The sequence below is a fragment of the uncultured Sanguibacteroides sp. genome (assembly GCF_900543425.1).
Lineage (GTDB): Bacteria > Bacteroidota > Bacteroidia > Bacteroidales > Marinifilaceae > Gabonibacter.
Map to the genome: position 1 here is coordinate 56,342 of NZ_UQRQ01000013.1, position 17,937 is coordinate 74,278.

Genomic DNA, 17,937 nt, shown 5'->3' on the forward strand with positions numbered 1-17,937 from the left:
ATAAAAAACCTCGCCGGATCGGCGAGGTTTTTTATTGTTCAAAACAAACAGGAGGAATACCTGTCGACAAGACCTTCCTCCTATCTTAAATCTATTTTTTGTAAATCATCCGGACGATTTCTCCTGCAACTCCCCTTCCATGCCAAAGGAGCGCCTTGGTATTCACGTCGTAGCAATAAACACACCCTTTATAATCTCCAGATGCGGCATCCAATGCCACGTAAAGTTTCTCTTCATCCGCATCGAACACCATACTTTTAATCACATCCCCCGTCTCTCCTACCGTATAATCCGAATCCTCCGGGAAATTTCCTTCAGACAAATAATTGTATCTAAAAATTTGATTACCGACTGAATAATACAAAACAGTCTCTTTCTTACTTGTCAAAAATACGCTTTCGGAAGTTATATCCGCCGGAGCCTGGTAGGACGACTTCATTGCATTCTCAAATACCTTAATATGTATCACCCGATTGATCCCATCTTTATCCTTCAAGATGCTTATAACCTCAGAATTGGGATTACACTCGACGATTCCATATATATATCCCCCTGTCAAATCTTTAATAACATGTTTTGTCGGCATATTACTTTCACCCGTGAATAACACGTTATCGGATTTACTCACTACCAGGAAGTCCGAGCGGTACGAACCTACTTTTTTAACAGGCAAATAATGCTCCATCAATTTTACATCCGGATATTCCAGTCGCAAGTTTTGCTGAAAATAGTTCGAAAAAAGTTCCAACTTACAGTCCATTGTCAACATACGTCCTTGCTCAAAAAACACCAATGAATAACCGTTACCATACATTCTATCGATATGCTCCTCGGGATAGACAATATCATTCACCACTTCCATCGTCCGATAATCCACTTTTATCAACTTCACAGGATTCTCCGTGGCGATATAAATATAGTTGGGAGAATAATTATCCTCAACATATACAATATCTTTCGGTTCACTTCCTAACGGCAATCTCGGGTTATTTAAAGCATACACTCCTATTTTAAACTTCTCTCCCGGTTTATCGGTGCTTCTGAAAGAAAGCAAAGATTTCTCATCGTACTTACTTAATAACAAAAGTCCTTCTTCATACGGGAAAGGCACATTCAGCTTAAATTCTTTAAAAATCGCACCATCTTCATTATATATTTTCAGCCGGCAAGGGAAGAGTCCACTTTCCAAGCACTCGTATTCCAAATGCTTGGCAGTCGAAACTACCTTATAATTTATCTGCCACTCGTAAAACAACTCTTTATCCCGTGTTGTTTGTACCACTTCCGGAGCATCCAACTCAAACGTTAAGAATTTCTCCGATTGATAGGTTTCCTCTATTTCTGACTTAAAAGACAAGTACGAAATAGCATTCTCTCCAACATTCGATTGATCATCCAAACAAGAGATCATCGAAAACAGTATTGCTACAAATAATATTAATCGTTTCATAGTTTCCTCGTTTATTTATCATCAATTATTCGTAAGGCCACGGTGCTCCGTCTGGAAATACCATATTGTATTCCGGATGTTTTTGGAAATAAAGATACATTTCATAACCACAATAAATCACCTGTGTCATTTTCAATGCATAATCGTCAAAGCTAATGGGACCACCCCATATTTCGATCATTTTTTGATACTTTTCCTTCTGGTAAGGTCCCCAGTAAAGCGACTCCAAATAAACCCACCAATCGGGCTTCATTAAATAATTAGTAAACAAAATTCGAGTTTCCAAACTCTCCTGAGGCCCTAATTCAAAATTCTCACTGGATTCCAGATATAACACGATCCGAAAAGTCGTATCGATCTCTCCTTCTATATTATCACGTATCAATTCTACCGGGATATAAGCGTTTACGGAATCTTTCAACACTTCTATCTCCTGAGGTATAGCCGTGTATGAATTTAAAGGAGCCGTAGTCGCTTTCTGATCCACCTTCACCCTGAATTTCGTGTTTTCTTGTACAGGTTTCCCTAACACTTTCACAGGTACTCGATATACATATTTCTTAACCTCCACAGGCATTTCACCTAATCTCACCAATACGCTATCTTCAAGGAAATAAACTTTATTCCTATCATGATAATACCCATCATCCCCATTATCGTCACATCCGATAAAGAGTAGTATACAAAAACTTAAATATAGATATATAGTTTTCATTATTTATACGATTTATTGATTTGTAACACCATATTCCTGCTCTGCCTTCGGCCAAGGTAATACGAAGACATCTTTCGACGGGAGGATTTCATTCTCGTTCGAATAATCCATAAAACTCAAATTATTGCATTTATAAAAAAAGAAAATCTGCCCCTCTCCGAAAAATTCTTTACGCCGTTCCTGCATTAATTCATTAAAAAACTGATCGTACGTAACCACTTTGGTCCCATCTATGTCCTTTAGACCTCGACTATTACGAACATCATTCAAATAACGCAAAGCTTTTTCCTTATCCTTCTTATACCAACTTTCAGCCAGAATATAATACATCTCCGGAAGTCGAATTAAACATACTCCCGTCAAATTATACTCCTTTTCTTCCATACCCAATAATCTCACGAAATTATATTCATACCATGAACTGGGATCCTCAAAGAAAAATTCAGTAAACCGCAAATCTTTGCTATCGGCAGAAAACGAACTGACCTCATACAAATTTCTTACACCGCTCCGAACCCATAAAGCGGAACCTTGCCCTAATGGAGACAAAAACAAATCCTTATACACGGAAGCCATTTGCTTCGTGTATAATCCCCAAATCAATTCCTTGTTATCCTTTCCGTAACGCTTTACCGAAGCGAATTTCTTTGAATCGACCAGTTCAAATGATGACGCCGAAATTACTTTCTCCGCGTAAAAAGCAGCACTATCCAAATCTCCTTTAAAATGAAATACCCGAGCCTTTATCGCCCAAACAGCATATAGATTACAATGCATAAAACGAGTTCTAAGATAAGGCTCTGGACTCGAAATATCATGAACATCTTTTACCTCATCTTTTAAATAACGGGATGCAGCATCTAAATCCGACAGAATATGTTCATAACAACCTTTCAGTGTATACACGGGTTTTGACTCCAGACCAAATACCGTAGCATACGGAATACCTCCCGCATCAGGACTTCTACGAATATTATCACCAAACAAACGAAGTATATCGAAATGCAAAAACGCCCTCAAAGCATACGCTTCTCCTCTTATCAGAGATAAATCCAAATCAAGACGACTCTCCTTATCCACGTGGGTTATTACGTTATTTACATACGAAATACATTCATAAGATTTTGTCCAGATTTCATCTATTTTTTCCGCCACCTTAGTATCCTTATAGCTCAATTTCTGAACGGCATATACTTCATCCTGGCGGGTCCCATATTTGTCATAATAAAGCTGAGCGATCTCATCCACGAATCCAAAGGACAAAGACTGTCCATACAACTCATTTTTGGCCATCGTTGCGTAAATTCCATACATGGCATCCCGATATCCCTGTACATCTTCAAACTGTTTCTTCTGTTCAACCGTACCCTTGGGTTGTACATCCAAAAAACTGTCGCATCCGCTTAACAGTATCAGAGCACAACATACTCCCCATACGATATGGTATTGTATATTTCTTTTCTTCATAACTATCTTTTTTACCGTTAATTACTAAAATGCCGCACTAACCGAGAATTCAAAACTACGGGCAAAAGGATAAGCAAATCCTCTCTCCTGTTTAATCGTCGATAAACGGAATAAATCATTTGTCAGAAACTCCACCCGAAGTCGATTCAAGTAGATTTTCTCACAAAAAGCCGGAGAAAAATCATAACTCAAACTTAGACTCTTCATGCTCAACATATATTCATCACGCACAAACCGACTCGTTATATCCGGAAGCGACTTATCTTTTATATTCTTATACTTAACATAATCTCCGACCTCACTCCAACGACTATAGAAGACTCGTTTATCAGCATTTTTCTGAGGATCCGATCCTTCCACTTTGGTAACTAAAGTTTGATTATAAATCGTAGCACCCAAAGAATACTCAAATAACATATTCACAGAAAACCCCTTAAAGGTTAAATAAGAGCCAAATACTCCGGAAACAACAGGATCGGAATCTCCATATACTCTTTTATCCCAATAATTATAAACAAAGGTCGGTTTCCCATCCATCGTGATAAAAATTTCTTTACCCGTGGCAGGATCGATACCTCCCGATTTTACCGCTTTAACAGCACTGAGCGACTGCCCCTCCACGTACACGGGCGGAGGCAACAAACTCTTCTCCGAATTCAATTTTTTATTCATCTCCTCTAATCTGTTACTGATCTTTTTGATTCGGTTTTTATTATTCCGTATATTTAGAGACAACGACCAATTCCAAGACTTGGATCGAATAGCTACAACCCTTGTTTGAAACTCTATTCCCGTGTTTAACAATTTCCCTACGTTTTCTTTTGCTGTCGTTGTTCCCACGGAAGGAGCTTTCGCCACGTCCAACAGTAAGTTATCTGTGATCTTATTGTAATAATCCAATGTCATATCCCAACGATTGTGAAATAACACAACGTCTAATCCCACATTCCAGGTTAAAGCTCGTTCCCACTTTAAATCAGGATTTCCAATAGCCATAGGAACTGCACCTATTCCTTTTTCATACTCCAATTCCGAATCATATTTATAAGTCGTCATCGCTTGATAAGGAGAGAACGAGGCATTACCGGTATATCCCACACTTCCCCTCAATTTCAATCGATCAGTAGTAGACGAATGCATAAACTTCTCCTTATGAATGTTCCACCCGACACCGACACTCCAAAAAGGAGCATAACGTTGATCCGACCCGAACTTCGATGATCCCTCGTAACGAATGGAAGCATCTAAAAAGTAACGATCGTTGTATATCAAATTGGCATTTGCAAAAATTCCCATAGAGCGATCAATACTCTGTGCCCCCTTAGGAGTCTCTCCCTCCGGGTACCTGGTAACAAAAGCAGGATGAGCCAGTTTATCCGAAAAAATCCCCACTCCTCGATACCCATTCGAATTACTTTCCGTAGATTGTATCGTCCCTCCCAATATGGCACTCAATAACGTTCCGGAACCAAGCATCTTATTATAAGATAACATCATACGTCCGGAATAATCCATAGACTTCGTGTTTGAAACATCGATTCTTCCCGCTTCTGCGGCAGGAATTCTTTTACTCGTGAACGTATACGACAAAGGAGAAAGGAATATTTCTGTATCGTTTTTAGATTTATTCAAAGAAAAAGTACCTTCTACCCGAAGATCTCGCATTAATTCTACTTTGATATCCAAAACGGTATTCAGGTAAAATTGCTCCCCTTTATTATAGCTTCCTAATGTTGCCTCATAAAGTGGATTAGCTACATTAAAACTTAAAACTTTATTCAACGTCCCATCCAAATTATAGGCACGATCATACGGATTCAGCTCCGCGTATTGACTAAATGAGCCGTAAGGCGATTCACGATTATTAACCGATGTAATCGTCGTACTGTTCGAAATAAAAACCTTATCCTGCTTATTGTAGGATAATTTAAAGCCCAAGGAGTACCTATCCCGTTTGGATTCTTTCATTACACCTTGTTCACTACCGTAACGAGCAGTCATACTATACCGGATATAATCATCTCCACCGGCAATATTAAGATTGTGATTTTGAGACAAAGAATTACGCAAAGGTTTTGTCATCCAATCCGTATTTACTCCCTCGCGAACTCGTTTATACTTTTCGTTATATTCCTCATCCAATTCCCATTGCTCCGTCCCTTTCGTCCCTATATATAAATCGGCCCGTCTTTCATATTCCAATTTTTCGGCAGCATTCAATAAATTATAATCACTTAAATCCGGCATCGAAGTTCGCAATGTTCCGCTATAAGAAACACGCATTTTTCCAGCTTTCAATGGCTTCGTAGTAATAACAATCACACCTTTAGCCGCCTTAGCTCCATACAAAGCGGAAGCTGACGCATCTTTTAACACGGTAACACTCTCCACATCATTGATATCCATGTCGAACACGTAATCCAAATTTACCTCGGCCCCATCCACGATAAAGGTCGGCACATTGGAAGAACCTTCAAAACTGCTCCGACCACGAATCAAAATCTCCGGACGGGTATTGGGATCCGACCCCATTTCATTATTGGTCACAATTTGCATTCCCGGAACAAAAGCAGCCAAACTCTGTAACAAACTTTTAGTGCCCACGGATATTAATTGCTCTCTGGTCACGCTGGTAGCGGACCCCGTATAACTGCTTTTCGAACGGTTACCGAAACCGGTAACAACCACTTCATTCAATTCATCGACTTCCGGTATCATGGTAATCACAATATCGGTAACGAGAGTATCTTTTACAATACGTTCCTGGGTTTTCATACCGATAAAAGAAAATACAACGGTCACACTGTCTTTCTTTAAAAACTCTAACTTGAATTTACCGACCGGATCCGTAGCCGTTCCGATCGTCGTTCCTTTCAAAAAAACGGTTACCCCAACCATCGGTTCTCCCTTATCATCTTTTACCGTACCGGATATTCGCCAGCGCTTTGCTTTTTCTTCAGGCTTCGGTGAAATAACGATGATGTTATCCACAATACTATAAGTAAGCGAGGTATTCTTTAATATCCGGTTTAAAATTTCCGTTACCGTCGCCTCCTTCGCCGAGACGGAAACTTTCCAGCGCATCACCTCATCATCGTTATAAAAAAATTCATAATCGGTTTTTTCACCCAACTCTTTTAATACGGTTAATAAATTAATTGATTTCCTTTCCATAGAAACCCGTGCCTCCTGTGCCAAACTGCGTGCAGACGCAGAAAGCATCGTGAACAGCAATAGAAACAAACAAAGCTTCATAATCATACAGATTTTTCCCAGGGTAGCCCCATCACTACCCCTTACGTTTGACTTTTTTTTCATACCTTTGTAAGGTTAAATTGTTTATACTACATCAATTTTTCAAGCTATACAGGAGGTGTTCGCTGCACGTCCTGTATTTTTTTTATTGTACAATAATGGTTTTATCTTTTATGGTGAAACGAATATTTGTTGTCATCTCCATCATTTTCAACACCTGATGGATCTCTTCGTATTTCGGAATGTTACCCGTGAATCGTTTCTGCTTCATCTCCGGATTAGCAAAGAAAAAACAGACATCATACCAACGCGATAATTTGCGGATAACCGCTTCCATGTCTTCACTTTCGAACGAGAAACGATCCCGCATCCAGGATACGTACAGCTTCGTGTTTACCTTCTGAACCTCCACTTTTTCCTTTTGGATCAACACCTGTTCTCCCGGGTTTAATATGATCTTTTCAGCACTTCCCGGCAAAGAGACCTCGACCATTCCCTCCACCAACGTGGTACTGTTTTTCTCCTCGTCCGGATAGGTCGTAACATTAAAAGAGGTTCCCAATACCCGTATATCCATTTTATCCGTCTCTACGATAAAAGGAGACTCCCTATTTTTAGTCACTTCAAAGTAAGCCTCCCCCGTTACCTTTACTCTCCGTTCCTTACCCACGAAATGAGCCGGATAAGTAAATTGGGTTTCGCTATTCAACCATACCCGCGTACTATCGTCTAAGGTTATTTTATACTCCCCGCCCCGGGGAATCCGCAAGGTATGAATCTCCGGCATGTTCGATTTTTCCGATAAAGCATATTGCAGTTCGCCTTTTCCGTCCACCCAAATTTTTTCGCCATTGTCCGTCAACAAAGCCGTATCTCTCATCCCCTTTAAAGCGACCTCCCGTCCGTCACCCAATACTAAAACAGCCTGAGTCTCCCCGGGAACAATTGCCACCGCCCTGGCCTCCCGTCTAACACACTCCTTCTTCAAAGAAGAGTAAAGTAATCCCATACCCGCCATTAATAAGACTGCAACAGATGCGGCACAAGCTCTCCAAATAACGACTCTTCGATTCTTTCTTCTTTCCCGTTCGAAATTCTTTTCAAACTGTTTCCATCGCCCTTCCGTATCAAACGAGGCGTATTGCCTTACCTCCTTTTTCAATCGCTCTTTATCGCATAATTCGACAAACAAACGTTTATGACTTTCATTTTTATCTACCCAGTTTTGCAACACCATCCCCTCCTCCTCCGAAATTTCCTTTCGCAGATAAGCCACGATCAATTCATATATCTCTTTCTCTTTTTTCATTTCTTTGCATCTTTTATATACCACAAACACACTTCTTCCGCAAATGGGTGACAAGCCCATAAAAAAAATACGGGGACGGTTCCCGGGGATTAAAAATAAACCCAAAGAACCGTCCCCGAGAATTGTTTTCAGCCCAAGAGAAAACAATCATTCAAAACATTTGATAAAAAAGGAAAGAGACCGAAAATAAAGCGCCCCAATTATATTGATTCATTATTACATCTATAGAAAAAAAGAAAACAAACTATATTAACATAATAATATCTCAATATATTTCAATACAAAATTGAAAACCTTCTATTCTATTTCAATTTGATATCAATAGAAAATTATGTATTTTTGTCCACAGATGGGAAAGGTGAAGTTCATTTACAGATAGTGAATAAAATACATGACTGTTATTCCTGAAAATACATTAGCCTCTTTCAGAGAAGGGTGCGAAGCAACATTTCGTTATTACTACGAGATGTATTACGACTCCTTGTGCATGTTCGGTCTGCGTATGCTAAAAGAAGAGGAGATCGCCATCGACATCGTACAGGATGTTTTTGTCAATCTATGGAAAGCGAAAGAAACAATCGAATCCGGATTGCATTTAAAAATGTTTATCTATCAATCCATGCGCCACCGCTGCCTCAATTATATTCACCTTAAAAAGTTGGAAGAAAATTATCAAAACGAATGTAAGCTACTGGCATCCGAAGAAGGTTTCGCCGATATGGTCGTGGAAGAGGAAGTCTATCGTCTGGTGATGAAAGAAATCGATCACTTACCGAAGGAGCAACGTAAAGTCATACTAATGCACCTGGAAGGGAAAAACAATATCGAGATTGCAGAGATAATGCACATTTCCGTGAATACGGTCAGAACCCACAAAGCACGGGCCCGTCAAGCTTTGAAAGCAAGGCTGAACGATCTTTTTATCATCTCCATCATTTTCGGATTTTAATTATCCGCACGCCTCTAAAAAAATATTTTTCAAAAAAGTCACATTCCTTGTCGTCCTCTCGGACGACTTCTTTGTATTTAAGATAAGACCCCCAATAAGGCCATAACGATACGATAGAATGAAAAAAGATTTAAGTGAGACTATAGAAAAAAGAATCCGGGAAATAAAACACTATTTGGATGGAACATTAACTCCGGAAGAAGAAAAAACATTCCGCTGTTGGATTGACGAGTCTCCTGCTCACAACGAATTATTACTCCGGATACAGGACAAGCATTCATTCCAAGAAAGGTTTGCTTTCCGAAAAAAGAACGGCAAAGAGAAGAGCTGGGAAAATATTCGGAAAAGGATTTATCAAAAGCCGAGACGTAAAATAGGTTTAACGCGATATGCCGCAATTTTGCTTATTGGTGTCTGTTTGGGGATTGCCTATAAGTTCATCACGGAACCACAAAAAATCAAAAAGCCTACTCGAGAAACAGTCATTCCCCCAAAAGGCGGCTATAAAGCTTTTCTGAAATTAGCCAATGGCGAACACTATGTTTTAGATGGTCGAAACGAAATAAACACCCGGTCAGACGGGACAATTATCAAATCCGAAGACAAAGGTACCGTAACCGTAACAAGAGAGGATTCCGGTAGAATAGAGGCTGAACCGCAAAACAACCAGATCATCGTTCCAAGGGGAGGCGAATATAAACTGATCCTCGCGGATGGTACCCGGGTATGGATGAATTCTCTTTCAGAACTGGAATTTCCTTCACAATTCTCCGGAAAAGAACGCCGGGTCAAACTGAACGGAGAAGCTTATTTTGAGGTCATGAAAGACACAGAAAAACCCTTTATCGTGGAGATAGCAGATAAGAAGATTAAAGTGTTGGGAACAAGTTTCAATATCAATAATTATAACGGAAAATTCGTGACTACATTAGTAACAGGTAAGGTACAGGTCGTTATAAAAAAACAAGAATACATACTTCACCCTTCCATGCAACTTCGGGAAGAAAACGAAAAAGTTTCGTTATCCGAAGTCGATATAAAAGAATTCGTAGCCTGGAAAGAAGGATGGTTTATATTCAATAAACAACGTTTGGAAGAGGTATTGGAAGTTTTATCCCGATGGTATGATGCAGAGGTTGTCTATGAAACTCCTGAATTGAAAAACTTACATTTTACCGGGACAATACGCCGCCATAGCGATATCAATGAGGTATTGAAATTTTTAGAAAAAACAGGAGCTGTAAAATTTTCCATGCAAGGAAGGACCATAGTAATCTCAAAATAGTGATAAAAAAAGCTGTTGAAAATTAGGCCTTTCAACAGCTTTAAAAACAACAATGTGTTTAATCTTTTAGCAAAACAAATTTATGAAGAAAAATCGACAATTGCGATTTTTAAGGAATCGTATTTTAAAAAAAACGATTGGGATCATGAAATTAACATCTATCCTGTTACTTGTTAATCTCACACCATTATCTGCCGCCCAGTATTCTCAAAACATTAAAATCTCGCTTCAGGTAAAAGATTGTTTATTGGAAAAAGTATTTAAACTGATCGAGCAACAATCCAACTACCTGTTTGTCTATAATCACGAACAAATAGAAAACAATAAGCGGGTTACAGCCGATATTGAAAATATGGAGATCAAACAAGTATTGGATATTTGTTTGAAAGGTACGGGGTTATATTATGAATTCGTGGACAACACGGTTGTTATTCATAAACGTCAACAAGAGGAGAAAAAAACAGTTTCGATACAAGGTAAGGTCACGGACAGGGATTCGATTCCTTTACCGGGTGTAACGGTGAGACTAAAAGGAACGACCATAGGCACAGCTACGGACACGAAGGGTGAGTTCAAATTATTGATTCCCAAAGACACGTCTAAAATAGTTTTGATATTTACATTTATCGGGATGAAATCTACCGAAAAAGAGGTACAAGCGGAAAAACCGATTCACGTGATCATGGAGGAGGAAGCAGCTACATTGGACGAAGTTGTGTCTTACGGTTATTATAATGTGAATAAACGGCATTTGACCAGTTCGGTTACCTCTTTAAAAGCATCGGATATTGCCGTAGCCGGTATCAATACAGTCGACCAAATGCTGGAAGGTCATGTTCCGGGAATGATTTTTATGAGAAATTCAGGACAGGTAGGAACAACTCCGAAAGTAAAAATCAGAGGAACGACAACCATTTTGGGTTCTACGGCTCCGTTATGGGTCTTGGACGGCATTATTCTGACAGACCCGGTCGATGTAGACCCGGCCTCCATCAATGATTTGGATTTCGTGAATCTATTGGGAAATGCGATTTCCGGACTAAATCCGGACGATATCGATCAAATTGACGTTTTGAAAGACGCATCGGCAACAGCCATTTACGGTCCGAAAGCTTCCAATGGGGTCATCGTAATTACTACGAAAAAAGGTAAGGTCGGCGAGCCGTCGATATCTTATTCCGTGTCCGGAACCTACCGCCTTCGGCCCCGGTACACCGATCGATCGGTAAACGTGATGAATTCCCAGGAACGTATTGCCTATTCCCGGGAATTGATAGACGCACAATTAGCCATTCCGGATCTGAAAAGTTGGGTCGGATACGAATCCGCTTATTACGATTATTGTAACAAAGTCATTACTCACGATGAATTTGTAAGTTCCGTTCAGGCAATGGAAACGGCAAACACGGATTGGTTGGGCACCTTGATGCGAGACACCTATTCCCAGAATCACACGTTGAGTATATCCGGAGGAACAGAGAACATACGTTATTATGCTTCCCTGGGATATATGGACGAGCTGGGTAATATTCGCGGAGAACAGAATAAACGGTATTCAAGTATGATCAACCTGAACATGGATTACAAACGTTTTTCCTTACATTTCGGTTTAAATGCCAACTTACAGGACAAAGAGTATACCCCTAAAGATGTGGGCGTTACCGATTATGCTTACAATACTTCCCGAAGTGTTTCTGCCTACAATAAGGATGGAAGTTTATTATACTACCAACGATTAACGAACTCGACCAACAACAATGAAGAACATTTATTCAATATTATCAATGAATGCAAAAACTCTTCCGACGATATCAACACGGATCAAATCGGCTTGAATCTTTCCCTTTCATATAAGCTCATGCCCGCCTTAAAAGCGGAAGTCGTCTTTGCCTATAACGTGTCACATACCAAGGAACAGATCTATTTTGGTGAGGATAGCTGGTACGTTTCCAATTTACGGTTAAAAGACCGGGAAACCGGAGAAATTCTCAGCTCTTCAACCTGTCCGGTCGGTGGAGAATTACAGATCAACGACACGAAAAACAACAGCTACAGTTTACGGGCATCACTGAATTTCAACAAAATACTGGACGAAGATCAACATCATCAGCTAACGGCAAATGTGATTGGTGAATTGAGTTCTTCCAAATATACGGGTTTTAATATTACAAGACGCGGATATCTACCGGGACGGGGAATGATATTCGACGCCATAGATATTGAAACCAATAAATATCCGAGTTATAGAAAATGGTTAATGTCAACCAGTGCGTTGGGACGTCTGACAAACAATCTGACCAATCTAGTGGGATTAGTCGGAAGCGCAAGTTACTCTTATGATAATTCCTACATCCTGAATGCCAATATGCGAATCGATGCATCCAATAAATTCGGGGATGCCAGTAACGATCGTCTATTACCGATCTGGTCCGTGTCCGGTCGCTGGAATATGCATGAAAATGTTTTAAGCAACGTGAGTTGGCTGGACGTACTGGCCCTCAAGATGTCGTTCGGCTATCAGGGAAATATGTCCGCACAGGATTCTCCCCGCTTAATTATACAACGACAAGGAACGAACTTGCTGTTCAACGAATTTTATTCTATCATCAACAAATATCCGAATCCGAACCTCAAATGGGAAAAAACCTCCACCTACAACATCGATCTGGAGTTCTCCCTGTTTCAAAATAAGGTACAAGGATCTATCGGCTATTATTACCGTAATACGTCCGATGCTTTCTTAAATAAAAAAGTATCGACCGTAAACGGGATTGAGAATTACACCGTAAATGCGGGGCATTTAACCAATCAAGGAGTTGAAGTTACGCTTAATCTCGTCCCGATCAATACGATGGGTGCAAACAGAGAAAGAAAAGGATTTATCTGGCGTTTCAATCCCAACTTAGGATCGGTAATCAATCAATTAATCGATAAGGTGACTCCCAAAGACAAGTTGATACAGGATGAAATTACCTATAGAGATTACCTGAACGGAACCGTACAAGTTTCGGGACAGCCGTTGAACACATTCTATTCATACAAATTCAAAGGATTGAACCCTCAAAACGGAGCCCCGATGTTCTATAACACGGATCAATTCGTGTCCGAAGGAGGAAAAGAAATAGACATGAAAGAGGTGTATGCCAGCATGGATAAAGAGTCCGTTTATACCACCGTAATGGAACGTTCCGGATGCCGCGAACCGTTCATACAGGGAGGTGTTTCAAATTATTTAGGCTGGAGAAATTTAGGTCTCTCTTTCAACCTGGCCTATAGTTTCGGTGCTAAAATCCGCATGTTTAGAATGTATCCTTCAGACGGTAGCATCGTGGGACCGGAAAAGAATCTTCGCAAAGAGCTAACCAAACGCTGGCAACATCCCGGGGACGAAGCACACACGAATATTCCCGGAATATTACCTCACGACGAATGGTCCAAAACACTCGATCCCTGGTGGAGCAACGAACCGTACAAATTCGGCCAAAATATTTGGGACATGTATGATAATTCGAATATCCGGGTCGTTTCCGGAAACTATGTAAGACTGCAAAGTGCTTCATTGCGTTACGTCATCCCAGATCAATTCTGCAAAAGATTAAATCTCAAATCAGCCTATGTCAGCATAAGCGGGACCGATTTATTCACGATATGCAGTCGCAAACTAAAAGGACAGGATCCTTCACAATCCGGAACATCGGATTTGATTAATATGTCGGTAAGACCTACTTACTCGCTGCAGTTAAACGTTACATTCTAAGTAATATCGATGTTATGAAAACAATATTCAATTTAATTATAGGAGCCTTTTTATGTGTCTCCTGCGGAGACTTCCTACACGAGTATTCGCAAGACTTAACCTATGCCAACTCGTGTGCCGATCTGGATGAAATATTGATCGGTAACGGTTATATGAAGCAACAGGATAATTTTAATTCATTTTATTATGGTTCGGATTACGGCTACTATCCCTATCTGCATATCATGGACGATGATTCCGAAGAGAGCTTAACAGGACAAGTATTTCTGGACTTTCCCTGTCCCGTGTATTACATGCGCAATTTTTATGCATGGGCGAAAAATCCTTTCATGAGTCACAGCGGAGCTATTTTTAAGGATGTCGATTGGAAAAGAATGTACGAACACATCGGCTACCTGAATGTAATCATTTCTTACGTGAAAGAATTTCCTTCCGATCCGATAGAAACGCGTCGACGGATCAAAGGCGAAGCCTTATTCTTACGCGCCGGATACTATTTTATGCTCGTAAACCTTTACGCTAACCCGTATTCACGGGAAACAGCAGATCGGGATCCGGGTGTTCCCTTGAATTTAACAGAATATATCGAAGCAAAATATTTCAAGAGAGACCCCGTGTCTACCGTTTATAAACAAATCGTGACAGATCTGAAAGATGCCATAAGTAATTTGGAGGGAATACAACAACCCACGATCTACCGTGCAAATGAAGTTGCCGCTCGTACCTTGTTAAGTCGCGTCTATCTATACATGGACGAATGGCAATTAGCAATCGACGAGTGTAATAAAATCATGGAATTGGGATGCAAGCTAAGAGATTTAAATGATTTCAACCCGGGAAACGGCGTTCCGGGAGAAAGCGAACGTGATTATTTCAACACATCGGACTCTCCTGAGGTCTTTTTCACGCAGGGCTCACCAACAATCGGCTTACTCATGGACAACAACTACGGCCAGGTACGCTATCGTGTTTCCGACGAACTATACGATTTATACTCCAAGTACGAAGGTCAGGGAATAGCAGATTTACGGAAAGCATGTTTTCTGGAACGGTCCAGAACATCAGGAGAAAGTTCCAATTACTACATGCGAAAAAGTCCTGAAAATCAATACGCGAACTGGAACATTACACTCCCGAAACCCACCGTTTTTGATTCGTTCATTCTTCGGGCAGCCGAAGTTTACCTGAATAAGGCGGAAGCCGAAGCCATGTTGGATCAACCGGAGGCCGCAAACACCATTAAAGCCTTATTGGAGAAACGTTATGCCGATCATAAATATCCGTCAGTCGACGGATTGAACGGCAAAAGCATGGTCGATTTTATCCGGGAAGAACGTCGTAAAGAGTTGTCCTTCGAGGGACACCGCTGGTTTGATTTGCGTCGCTACGCCGTTTCGCCCAAATATCCGGAGAAAAAATCCATATCGCACAAAACATACAGGTCAGCAGCCAATTACGGAGAAAAAGCCCCGTTAGACAGAATCTACACGCTACAACCTTACGGTGAAGACAATGCCTGGGTACTACCCATACCCCCGGAAGAACTGGTTTTCAATAACGGAGTAATGGTTGACAATCCCCCGAGAATCGATCGGGAGTAATTTATTCGTTAAACATTTAAACACAATGATATGTTAAAATATTTATTCTATTTCGTTTTTCCTCTCTTCCTGTTTTCCGCCTGTAACAAGGAAGAGAAGGTGTTTGCCACGGAAAATATGTTAGACTGGTTTGTTATCGAGAACAAATCGGGAGAAGTCAATCAGCTAATCTACAACATCTATGTGAATGATGACATGCCCATATTTGTCAATGACACCATTCATCAGGGAAACGATCGTGTGGATCATTTCGGAAACCCGATACAAGATTTGGTACTTTTTGAACCCGGATATCATATTTTCAGCACGGACATATTCGTATCCATAAAATTATCCTCCGATTCAGCCGCCATGTTAAAAGCGATACACGCTATCCAGGAAAAAGTACTTCCCCGTCTACCTAAAAGCGGACAATACAGACCCTCTTCCCTATTATTGGTCGACTCTTTGTCTAAAGGTTTCAACGATCTCAACACGCACGTCTGGGGAGAAACAGCCATCTACCCGGAGAGCCTGAAAGGAATTACCATCGGAGGATTACACAAGATTCCGGACATGACCGACGACGAATTGAACATCTGGGCCTGCCGGATTCTGGCCGGCAAAAGTAAAAGTTGGATTCAAGTAAATTACAGCAAAGAGATGGAAGACTTTGCCAAAATAACGGATGAGAATGTGTTCTTCGGAACAAATTACGACAAAAACATCAATCGTCCACCCATGGAAACACCCGAACAACAAGGATTCTTCAGGTGGACCTCTTTACTGGAAAACGGGAAATTCAGATCCCCATCGGTCGATGACGACCTGCTCGAGTATATCACGTACGTTTATGCCTATCTCGGGAGAGAAAATGAATTGAAAGAGAAATACAAAAACGATTCTAAAATACTCCGGAAATTCGATATGGTAAAAACATTTGTAGATGCATTTGAAGAAGCCTTAAAAAAGAACCATCAACTTTAATACCGTATTAAATAAAGCGTAGGATGAAAAAGATCACTCTAATTTTGGTATTTGTTGTATCTACCGGATTTGTTTTCGGACAAGGTGTCAACTTTGAAAAACTGAGTTTCAAAGAGGCTCTGGCCAAAGCTAAAACCGAAAACAAATACCTCTTTATCGACTGTTACACCTCGTGGTGTGGTCCTTGTAAGCAAATGAGGGAGCAAATATTGACACAGGCCATTGTCGGGGACTATTTTAACGCGAAATTCGTTAGCGTGGAATATGACGTGGAAAAAGAAGAACTCGAACTGAGAAAAGAGTTTGATGTCAAGGTGTTTCCCACGTATCTGATTCTGACCCCAGACGGAACGTTATATCATAAACTGGTTGGAAGCAGTCTTACGGCAGATGATTTTATCGCGAAAGTAAAACAGGGCATGATACAAGAAAACTCGTTATGTTTTCAGACAAAACTTCACGCATCCGGCAAGATGAACAATGAACAGTTGAAAAACTATTACTTTCTTTTGAAAGAGATAGCGGAACGCGATCGAAGTGTAGCAGTCCTAAACGAATTAGCAGCTCGTTTGAGCAAGGAGGAGAGAATGCAGGCCGATTATTGGTTTTTGATCGAAAACCAGCAATACGGGGATGAAGGTTTTTTATTCGTAATGGAAAATTTAGAGGCAATAAGAAAAAATGTAGGTGATATAAATATCGATTTATTTCTCTATCGATGTTTTTCCGGGGCTATCGATACCTACCTGAAAGCTTTGGCTGAAGGTAAGTCCATCGAGATGGAAAAGACGACGAAGATTCTTAAAAAGCTTCGTCAACAATTATCTATTGTCGATATGAAAAATAAAACCTCACTTTTAGAGCAAATTGATTTTCTCGAGGCATATCTTCAAAATAATAGCGGGAAGATACTTCATGCGATAGAGATCATGACTACATCGAAACAAGGTAATCTATGGATATTACCACAAATTTTACAGATCGTGCGGGCCAAAAAAGACAAGACTCTTACCTCCGGTGTAAAAGCTATGAAAGATACGATTCTGACAATGTTTTCTACCCAAACGGACCGGGAAAAATTCGAGGAACTAATCGACAACTTGGATAAATAAACGATCATCTGAAAAAGTATAAGAATTGAAATATAAAATAAGAATTGAGGCAGACCTCCGTATTGTATAAT

The 17,937-nt window shown here is 40.3% G+C and carries 11 protein-coding genes; 6 read left to right on the top strand and 5 right to left on the bottom strand.

Annotated elements, in window-relative coordinates; translation table 11 throughout:
* Nucleotides 1-91: 91 nt before the first annotated feature.
* The 5 genes from QZR76_RS08870 to QZR76_RS08890 all read right to left on the bottom strand — a co-directional run bounded on the left by QZR76_RS08870 (nucleotide 92) and on the right by QZR76_RS08890 (nucleotide 8,196).
* Nucleotides 92-1,450 (bottom strand): hypothetical protein, encoded by a 1,359-nt coding sequence (locus QZR76_RS08870; protein ID WP_294142345.1) that lies wholly within the window; start codon nucleotides 1,448-1,450, stop codon nucleotides 92-94.
* Nucleotides 1,451-1,475: 25 nt separating this feature from the next.
* Nucleotides 1,476-2,165 carry a DUF4843 domain-containing protein gene (locus QZR76_RS08875; protein ID WP_294142347.1) on the bottom strand — a complete coding sequence of 230 codons (690 nt, stop codon included), beginning with the start codon at nucleotides 2,163-2,165 and terminating at the stop codon, nucleotides 1,476-1,478.
* Nucleotides 2,166-2,177: 12 nt separating this feature from the next.
* The gene (locus QZR76_RS08880) at nucleotides 2,178-3,632 is read right to left on the bottom strand and encodes a RagB/SusD family nutrient uptake outer membrane protein (protein ID WP_294142348.1); all 1,455 of its coding nucleotides are present in this window, start codon (nucleotides 3,630-3,632) and stop codon (nucleotides 2,178-2,180) included.
* A 24-nt stretch (nucleotides 3,633-3,656) separates the two neighbouring features.
* The gene (locus tag QZR76_RS08885) at nucleotides 3,657-6,950 is read right to left on the bottom strand and encodes a SusC/RagA family TonB-linked outer membrane protein (RefSeq protein WP_294142350.1); all 3,294 of its coding nucleotides are present in this window, start codon (nucleotides 6,948-6,950) and stop codon (nucleotides 3,657-3,659) included.
* Between the two features lie 82 nt (nucleotides 6,951-7,032).
* Nucleotides 7,033-8,196, bottom strand: coding sequence for a FecR family protein (locus QZR76_RS08890; RefSeq protein WP_294142354.1), 1,164 nt, complete (start codon nucleotides 8,194-8,196; stop codon nucleotides 7,033-7,035).
* Between the two features lie 391 nt (nucleotides 8,197-8,587).
* On the opposite strand from QZR76_RS08890, the gene QZR76_RS08895 reads away from it, so the two are divergent.
* The 6 genes from QZR76_RS08895 (at nucleotide 8,588) to QZR76_RS08920 (ending at nucleotide 17,866) form a co-directional block, all read left to right on the top strand.
* Complete coding sequence (locus QZR76_RS08895) at nucleotides 8,588-9,145, top strand: RNA polymerase sigma-70 factor (protein WP_294142356.1); 558 nt, start codon at nucleotides 8,588-8,590, stop codon at nucleotides 9,143-9,145.
* A 118-nt stretch (nucleotides 9,146-9,263) separates the two neighbouring features.
* The gene (locus QZR76_RS08900; protein WP_294142358.1) at nucleotides 9,264-10,430 is read left to right on the top strand and encodes a FecR domain-containing protein; all 1,167 of its coding nucleotides are present in this window, start codon (nucleotides 9,264-9,266) and stop codon (nucleotides 10,428-10,430) included.
* A gap of 145 nt (nucleotides 10,431-10,575) precedes the next feature.
* Nucleotides 10,576-14,187, top strand: coding sequence for a SusC/RagA family TonB-linked outer membrane protein (locus QZR76_RS08905; RefSeq protein ID WP_294142359.1), 3,612 nt, complete (start codon nucleotides 10,576-10,578; stop codon nucleotides 14,185-14,187).
* Nucleotides 14,188-14,201: 14 nt separating this feature from the next.
* The gene (locus tag QZR76_RS08910; RefSeq protein WP_294142361.1) at nucleotides 14,202-15,788 is read left to right on the top strand and encodes a RagB/SusD family nutrient uptake outer membrane protein; all 1,587 of its coding nucleotides are present in this window, start codon (nucleotides 14,202-14,204) and stop codon (nucleotides 15,786-15,788) included.
* 30 nt (nucleotides 15,789-15,818) lie between these two features.
* On the top strand, nucleotides 15,819-16,754 hold the full coding sequence (locus QZR76_RS08915; protein WP_294142362.1) for a hypothetical protein: 936 nt from the start codon (nucleotides 15,819-15,821) through the stop codon (nucleotides 16,752-16,754).
* Between the two features lie 23 nt (nucleotides 16,755-16,777).
* Entirely contained in the window at nucleotides 16,778-17,866 is a 1,089-nt protein-coding gene (locus QZR76_RS08920; protein WP_294142363.1) for a thioredoxin family protein, read from the top strand.
* Nucleotides 17,867-17,937: the final 71 nt, after the last annotated feature.